Origin of the sequence: Nostoc sp., assembly GCF_035638895.1 — a bacterium.
GTDB lineage: Bacteria > Cyanobacteriota > Cyanobacteriia > Cyanobacteriales > Nostocaceae > Nostoc.
In genome coordinates this window covers 1-6,575 of sequence record NZ_DASQZC010000305.1, presented here as the reverse complement: position 1 = coordinate 6,575, position 6,575 = coordinate 1, and the positions used below count along the sequence as shown (strand labels likewise).

Genomic DNA, 6,575 nt, shown 5'->3' with positions numbered 1-6,575 from the left:
TCCACCACAGCATAATAAGCTTTTCTTTCTGGTTTCCTAAATTCGCTGTTTGTAGACGTTTTTTAAGTTCTTCTTCGCTCTCTGCGATTTCAATCTGAAAAGGGCGGCTCATGGTTATTTTAATTTATCGAGTTGTTTTCTCTATTATATGCAGCTTCATATAAAAGTGGTATTAGTTTTAGAAATATTAATCAAATCAAGATTTTAAATTACTTTAAAATGGATTGGCCTACCACTTTTGGCGCATCAATCCGCAAACTCATCTGCTCACAACGCACAGTTAACCAAGGCTGACCTAAACCTATTCCAGAAAAAGGACTTTCGCCGGGGATTTCTAACTTAGAACTAATCAAACCCAACACCGACTCAAATTCAGCAGGGAATATCAGCAAATCACCACCCTTGGCGCCAAAAGCAGAGGCAGTTAACCACTGTCTCCATGCCAAGCTTTGATGATTATAGTTAAGACTACACAATTTCCGGTTTCCCTGATGCACAGTAACATGCTTTCCTTGTTCCCAGGTAAACTGAGCTAATTCCTTTGGCAGTCCCCAAATTTCTCGACCGCCAGCCACCGAATCAGCATTATCTACATAAATGTGGGAAACCCAGCCACCGATTTTCCTTTGGTAATTAACCACAGCTGGGGCAATAATTAACTCACTGTACTCCAGTACCGAGCCTGACCCGTAATTAGATAAATACACGCTAGCGAGAGTTTTCCCAGGCCATACAGAAATAATTTCTAACTCTAAGGGAATCAAAGAGCGCACTTGGTCAATATTTACCAAATGCAGAGTTTGGATAGCGTAGCCTTGAAGTGTCCAAGGTGCTTGTGGATATGGCATAAGGGAGTTAGGGGTTAAGAGTAAGGAGTTAGGAATAAAGTTAAGAATTAAGATTAAGAGTTACCAGTATTAGTTTTACTCAAACTTCAAACTCCTGTACAGAGGCGATTAATCGCGTCTCTACTCCTAACTCCTAACTTCAAACTCCTAACTTTTAACTCATAACCCCTAAAAAAAAATCCCCACTCAGGGATTTGCCTGAGTGGGTGATATGAGGTGGGACTAAATAATCTTCCCAAAAGAAGTAGGGAAATTATTTGCTCTCTGTAAAATCAGCGTCAATTACATCGTCGCCACTGCTACCAGTAGATGTGGAACCACCATCTTGGGGTTCAGCACCAGGTGTAGCACCGCCACCAGCTTGTTGATAAATATTGCTACCAACAGCAAATAGCGCTTGTTGCAATTCTGGGGTGAGCTTTTTGATTTGCTCATCGTCTTCTTTAGCAACTGCTTCCCGCAGTTCTTTTACCAAACCTTCGACTTTAGTCTTGTCAGCATCAGGAACTTTATCGCCCAATTCTTGTAGCTGCTTCTCAGCTTGGTATGCCAAAGAGTCGGCTTGGTTCTTGCGTTCAATCTTTTCACGCCGTTCTTTATCAGATGAAGCGTTTTGTTCAGCTTCTCTTACCATCCGGTCAACGTCATTTTTATCCAGGGTGGAAGCGCCGGTTATACTGATGGACTGTTCTTTACCAGTACCTTTGTCCTTAGCTGTGACGTTAAGGATACCGTTGGCATCAATATCGAACACCACTTCAATTTGAGGAACGCCGCGTGGTGCAGCAGGAATACCATCCAGACGGAAGGTTCCCAAACTCTTGTTATCGTTAGAGAATTCGCGTTCACCTTGGAGGACGTGAATTTCTACGTTGGTTTGTCCATCCACAGCAGTGGAGAAGACTTCCGATTTCTTGGTGGGAATTGTTGTGTTGCGGGGGATAATTTTGGTCATCACGCCGCCCAATGTTTCAACACCCAAAGATAGCGGTGTCACGTCTAACAGCAAGATGCCAGTTACATCACCAGCCAGTACCCCAGCTTGAATAGCTGCACCAACTGCTACGACTTCATCAGGGTTCACGCTTTGGTTAGGGTCTTTACCCAATACCTGCTTCACAATCTGTTGGACTGCGGGAATGCGGGTAGAACCACCAACTAATACCACTTCATCAATATCGCCTTTGTTTAACTTGGCATCCCGAAGGGCGTTTTCCACAGGAACACGACAACGGTCGATTAAGTCAGAGCAAAGTTCTTCAAACTGGGCGCGAGTCAGGGTTGTATCCAGGTGCTTGGGGCCATCCTGGGTAGCAGTGATAAATGGCAGGTTAATTTCTGCTTGAGTGACGCTAGAAAGCTCAATTTTGGCTTTTTCTGCGGCTTCAGTCAGACGTTGTAAGGCTTGTTTGTCTTTCCGCAGGTCAATACCTTCGGCTTTCTTGAACTTATCAGCTAAGAAGTCAACTATTTTTTTATCGAAGTCATCACCGCCAAGGTGGGTATCACCAGATGTGGCTAGTACTTCAAAAACTCCATCTCCTACTTCCAGTACGGATACGTCGAAGGTACCACCACCAAGGTCAAACACGAGAATGGTTTCGTTACTCTTCTTGTCAAACCCATAAGCCAAAGATGCAGCTGTTGGCTCGTTGATAATCCGTAGAACTTCAATCCCGGCAATTTTACCAGCGTCTTTTGTCGCTTGCCGTTGGGAGTCGTTGAAGTATGCCGGAACGGTGATTACAGCTTGGGTTACGGTTTCGCCCAAGTATTTGCTGGCATCTTCAACTAGTTTGCGAAGAACTTTTGCAGAAATTTCTTCAGGAGCAAATGCTTTACCAGCGATTGGACAATCTAATTTGACATTGCCGTTATTGCTGAGGACTTTGTAAGAAACTTCCGTAGCTTCGTTACTCACTTCGTCGTAGCGGCGTCCGATGAAGCGTTTGACTGAGTAAAACGTGTTTTCTGTGTTCATCACCGCTTGGCGCTTGGCGATTTGACCAACCAAGTTGTCGCCATTTTTCGCAAATGCGACTACTGAGGGCGTTGTCCGAAAACCTTCAGCATTAGCAATTACTGTGGGTTTACCACCTTCCATTACTGCCACGCAGGAGTTCGTTGTTCCTAAGTCAATTCCAACTACTTTTGCCATTTTAGGTGCTGGCTCCGTATAACTACAAATGAATGAATGAGAATATAAAGGACTAAATTTTGAACCAATAGGGTCAATAAATCAGCCAGTTCAGCATGAATACCTTTGTTTTGGCTTTTCTGGGGTTAAAACTCCAGATATGCTGATATATATACTGAAGCTTAGTGTTAGCCAGTCCATGAAGGGTGGTTTCCCGAACCTTGCTTAGGACGGTTAAACTAACTAAATAGTTTTTTTAGTTATTTCATGGATTTATTGCCTTCACTCTGTCTAATGTATGGGAATTAATACTTTCAGTAATTAGGGTGAACCGTAACGGTAGAGTCGTGTTTGCCGCCTTTAGAGGTAATAAGTTACAAAAGTACCGAAAATAGAACAAAATTAAAAGGCGCTACGTCAAATAGCCCACCGCAAGCATCGCCTCAGTAATTCCGTATTAATCGCCAATATTTTGGTATTGGGCATTAAATAACATACTACTCAGCACTCACTCGATCTGAGAAAAAAGAGTTTCCCAGTCAATTACAGGCGGTCTTTGTCCCTGGTTGACTATTTCAAAAATTTTCCTGGAACTACTTGGGTGTAAAAGGCATTCCACACAAGCGTTTGCTACATCAATCCGGCTGGTATCACCTGAAAGTGTATCCCCAGTGCCTACGACAACACCGTATTTTCCCCCGGTTTTTGCCTTGAGGAGGGTGTTGAGGTCGTATGAGGTATATGGCCCGTCAATCAGGCGTCCTGGGCGGATAATGGTGTAGGGCAATCCTGAATTAATAATGGACTCTTCGCCCTTCTGTTTGGCATCCAATACGCCAAAAGCATTAAGAACACTAAAAGGAAACTGATTTTTACGCTCAATTCCGCAAGAAGAGACGAAAACGAACCGCTTCAAATTGCGGGGTGCTGCTGCTACTAGGTTGCTCACACCTTGGGCATCGACCTTTGCCGGACTATTCTTTGCTTTTGCTTCACTAGATTTGGGGTTAAGGAAAGTGATTCCCCATTCAATCAAGTTTGGGGATTGCTCAAATTCCCATCGCGCAGAGGGAAAGGCAGTGGTTCCAGTACAATTGATGATGTGGCTAACATTTTGTGTTGCGGCTGGCAGTGTAGCTGGCTGGCGGATGTCACCAACGGCAATTTCTACTTTCTGGTTAAACATTTCTTCGGCTTTTGCGGCATTGCGTGTCAGAACGCGAACTTTCAAACCCTTTTCTAGTAACTTGCCTACCACGAGTTGCCCCACGCCACCAGTCGCACCAGCAACTAGTACCAAATCTTCAACTGAATTAAGAGAAGTCATAACGTGCCTTTGAGATGGTCTATTGTTAATCTACTCAAAAAATGCGTAGGCGTAGCCAGCCGTAGGCATCGCAATACCTATCGGTAAAAGTCACCACAAGTCTTTTTCAGCCCATAACTGCGTAGGCGTAGCCCGTCGTAGACATCGCACTTAGACGGGAAATTGCGCCCGAATTGTTCGGTTCTACCACTGTTATCAGCACACAAATAGCTATAACCTTTTAGGTAGTAGTGAAATGTCTACCCTAGACACTGTTAGTCACTCTTGAATTAAGGGGTGAAAGCCTGTGTACAAATGGATATTGCCAAGTTTGAGCGAAATCTTGGCTGAAAATCAATCAAGTGTGGCTGAATGTTCACCTGCTAAAGCAGAGCGGCAGTGGCGTGTCAGCCTAGCAGCAACAGAACATTTGCTATTAAATACTTTAGCAGGTGGTTCAGTTGACACAACCCAAGGATTAGTTTTAGCTGCACCAGCACCTTTATTTAGTCAGCCAAAACTAACTCAAAGCTTACAAACAGTAACCTTTACGGCAAAACCATTTAACCCCTTGGCGCTGATGCCATTTCAGATGCCAGATGCAACCGCGTTTGTAAATGAAGAAATCGCTCCCCATGAATCGGTACTCTCCTTATTACCTGCCGATCCACTAGGTGCAGAACAGTTTTGCTTGGTTTTTACAGAAAAATTTAGATTAGTGCTGGTTTTAGCAACCCACAAAAACGGTAAAAAAACCTTTTCATTTTCTTTTGAGCCAGAGGTAGTGCAGCAGGCTTGGCGATCGCTAGGAGCAAGAGTCATGCTGGCTAATCCAGAATTTTTTGCCCGCCTGGATACTTTAGTACAAGAGTATTCTCCGGTTGCGCCAGATTGCCGCATCATGATTCAGTTTAGCCAGTTGTTGCTTCAGGAATTAACAGAAGCAGAAGAGACTAAGGACTCTTTACTAGGAACTGGAGACAAGGAAGACAAGGAGAATATCCCATGCCCAATGCCCAATGCCCAATGTCCGAATCCTGATGTGGAATTGCTCCAAGCTTTCGCTCACGAAGTCCGCACACCTTTAACAACTATTCGCACCATGACTCGCCTACTGCTGAAGCGGCGAGACTTAGATGCTAGCGTAATCAATCGCTTAAAAATTATTGATCACGAGTGTACCGAACAAATTGATCGCATGGAGTTGCTGTTTAAGGCAGCAGAATTGGAAACTACTACCTCAGCAAAATCGCCAAAAACTCAACTCACACCGATGTCTTTAGATCAAGTGTTGCAGCAGAGCATTCCCCGTTGGGAACAAGCAGCGCATCGGCGGAACTTAACTTTAAATGTTGTTTTACCCCAGCAACTACCAACTGTGGTAAGTAATCCCATGATGCTGGATCAGGTACTCACTGGTTTGATAGAGAATTTTACTCGCAGCTTACCTGCTGGTAGTCATATTCAAGTACAAGTTATCCCGGCGGGAGATCAACTTAAGTTACAATTATCGCCGCAATTTGGGTGCAGAGATTCAAGTAAAGCCGCTATACCTGCAACGCCACCAATTCGCAAAGCTCTAGGTCAATTGCTGATGTTCCAACCAGAAACGGGTACGATTAGTTTGAATATCGCCGCAACCAAGCATTTGTTTCAGGCGATCGGCGGTAAATTGATTGTGCGTCAGCGTCCACACTATGGGGAAGTTTTGACGATTTTCCTTCCTCTAGAAGTTAGCAATAAACATCAATTTGGAGCTAAAGCTTAGGAGCGAAGATTCATTAACTATTTTTCCAAATTATAAATATTCACTCTAAATAAACCTGAGTTTGATAAACCTCTCTTTGGCTTTATTACCTAAAGCCAAAGAGAGGTCTTTTTATTCGACTAATTTATGCGAACCAATATAACCCGTAGAACTTACGTTAAATTAAACAGTAGGTGAGTAAAAATAAAACACAATATATAGATCCCTAAGTTCTTTGAAAAGTTGGGGATCTATTTACTAAGGATTTTATGTTTAATTACGTTGACCTATTTTTTTGAACACAGATAATTCATCTTCATCAAATAGACTTTGTTTAACAATCTAATTAAATTTTTCTGACTTGCCATCTGTAAAAATAGATGCCAAAAATGTATATAAATTCTAGTTAAGAGCCAAGTACACATTTCTGCAAACATCAAAAGGAAAATTATGGCAGGTTTTGAAGTAATTGAGAAAGAAAGCTTACGTTTAGTCAAGGTAACTTTACAAAACGAAACAGTCAGAACTGAATCTGGT

The 6,575-nt window shown here is 43.0% G+C and carries 4 protein-coding genes; 1 reads left to right on the top strand and 3 read right to left on the bottom strand.

Annotated features, from left to right (window positions below; genetic code table 11):
- Nucleotides 1-209: 209 nt before the first annotated feature.
- The 3 genes from VE944_RS14780 to VE944_RS14770 form a co-directional block, all read right to left on the bottom strand.
- Nucleotides 210-848, bottom strand: a complete 639-nt coding sequence (locus VE944_RS14780) for an acetoacetate decarboxylase family protein (RefSeq protein ID WP_324978220.1) — start codon at nt 846-848, stop codon at nt 210-212.
- Between the two features lie 253 nt (nt 849-1,101).
- Nucleotides 1,102-3,006 (bottom strand): molecular chaperone DnaK, encoded by a 1,905-nt coding sequence (dnaK, locus tag VE944_RS14775; protein ID WP_324978218.1) that lies wholly within the window; start codon nt 3,004-3,006, stop codon nt 1,102-1,104.
- A gap of 487 nt (nt 3,007-3,493) precedes the next feature.
- Nucleotides 3,494-4,312 (bottom strand): SDR family oxidoreductase, encoded by an 819-nt coding sequence (locus tag VE944_RS14770; RefSeq protein ID WP_324978216.1) that lies wholly within the window; start codon nt 4,310-4,312, stop codon nt 3,494-3,496.
- Between the two features lie 286 nt (nt 4,313-4,598).
- Here VE944_RS14770 and VE944_RS14765 point away from each other — a divergent pair, with 286 nt between their 5' ends.
- A complete protein-coding gene (locus VE944_RS14765) occupies nt 4,599-6,059 on the top strand; it encodes a sensor histidine kinase (RefSeq protein ID WP_324978214.1) in 1,461 nt (486 codons plus the stop codon).
- Nucleotides 6,060-6,575 lie beyond the last annotated feature (516 nt).

Excerpts from the sequence above, each read along its gene's own strand:
- VE944_RS14780 (WP_324978220.1), bottom strand. The coding sequence starts at position 848 with ATGCCATATCCACAAGCACCTTGGACACTTCAAGGCTACGCTATCCAA.
- dnaK (WP_324978218.1), bottom strand. The coding sequence starts at position 3,006 with ATGGCAAAAGTAGTTGGAATTGACTTAGGAACAACGAACTCCTGCGTG.
- VE944_RS14770 (WP_324978216.1), bottom strand. The coding sequence starts at position 4,312 with ATGACTTCTCTTAATTCAGTTGAAGATTTGGTACTAGTTGCTGGTGCG.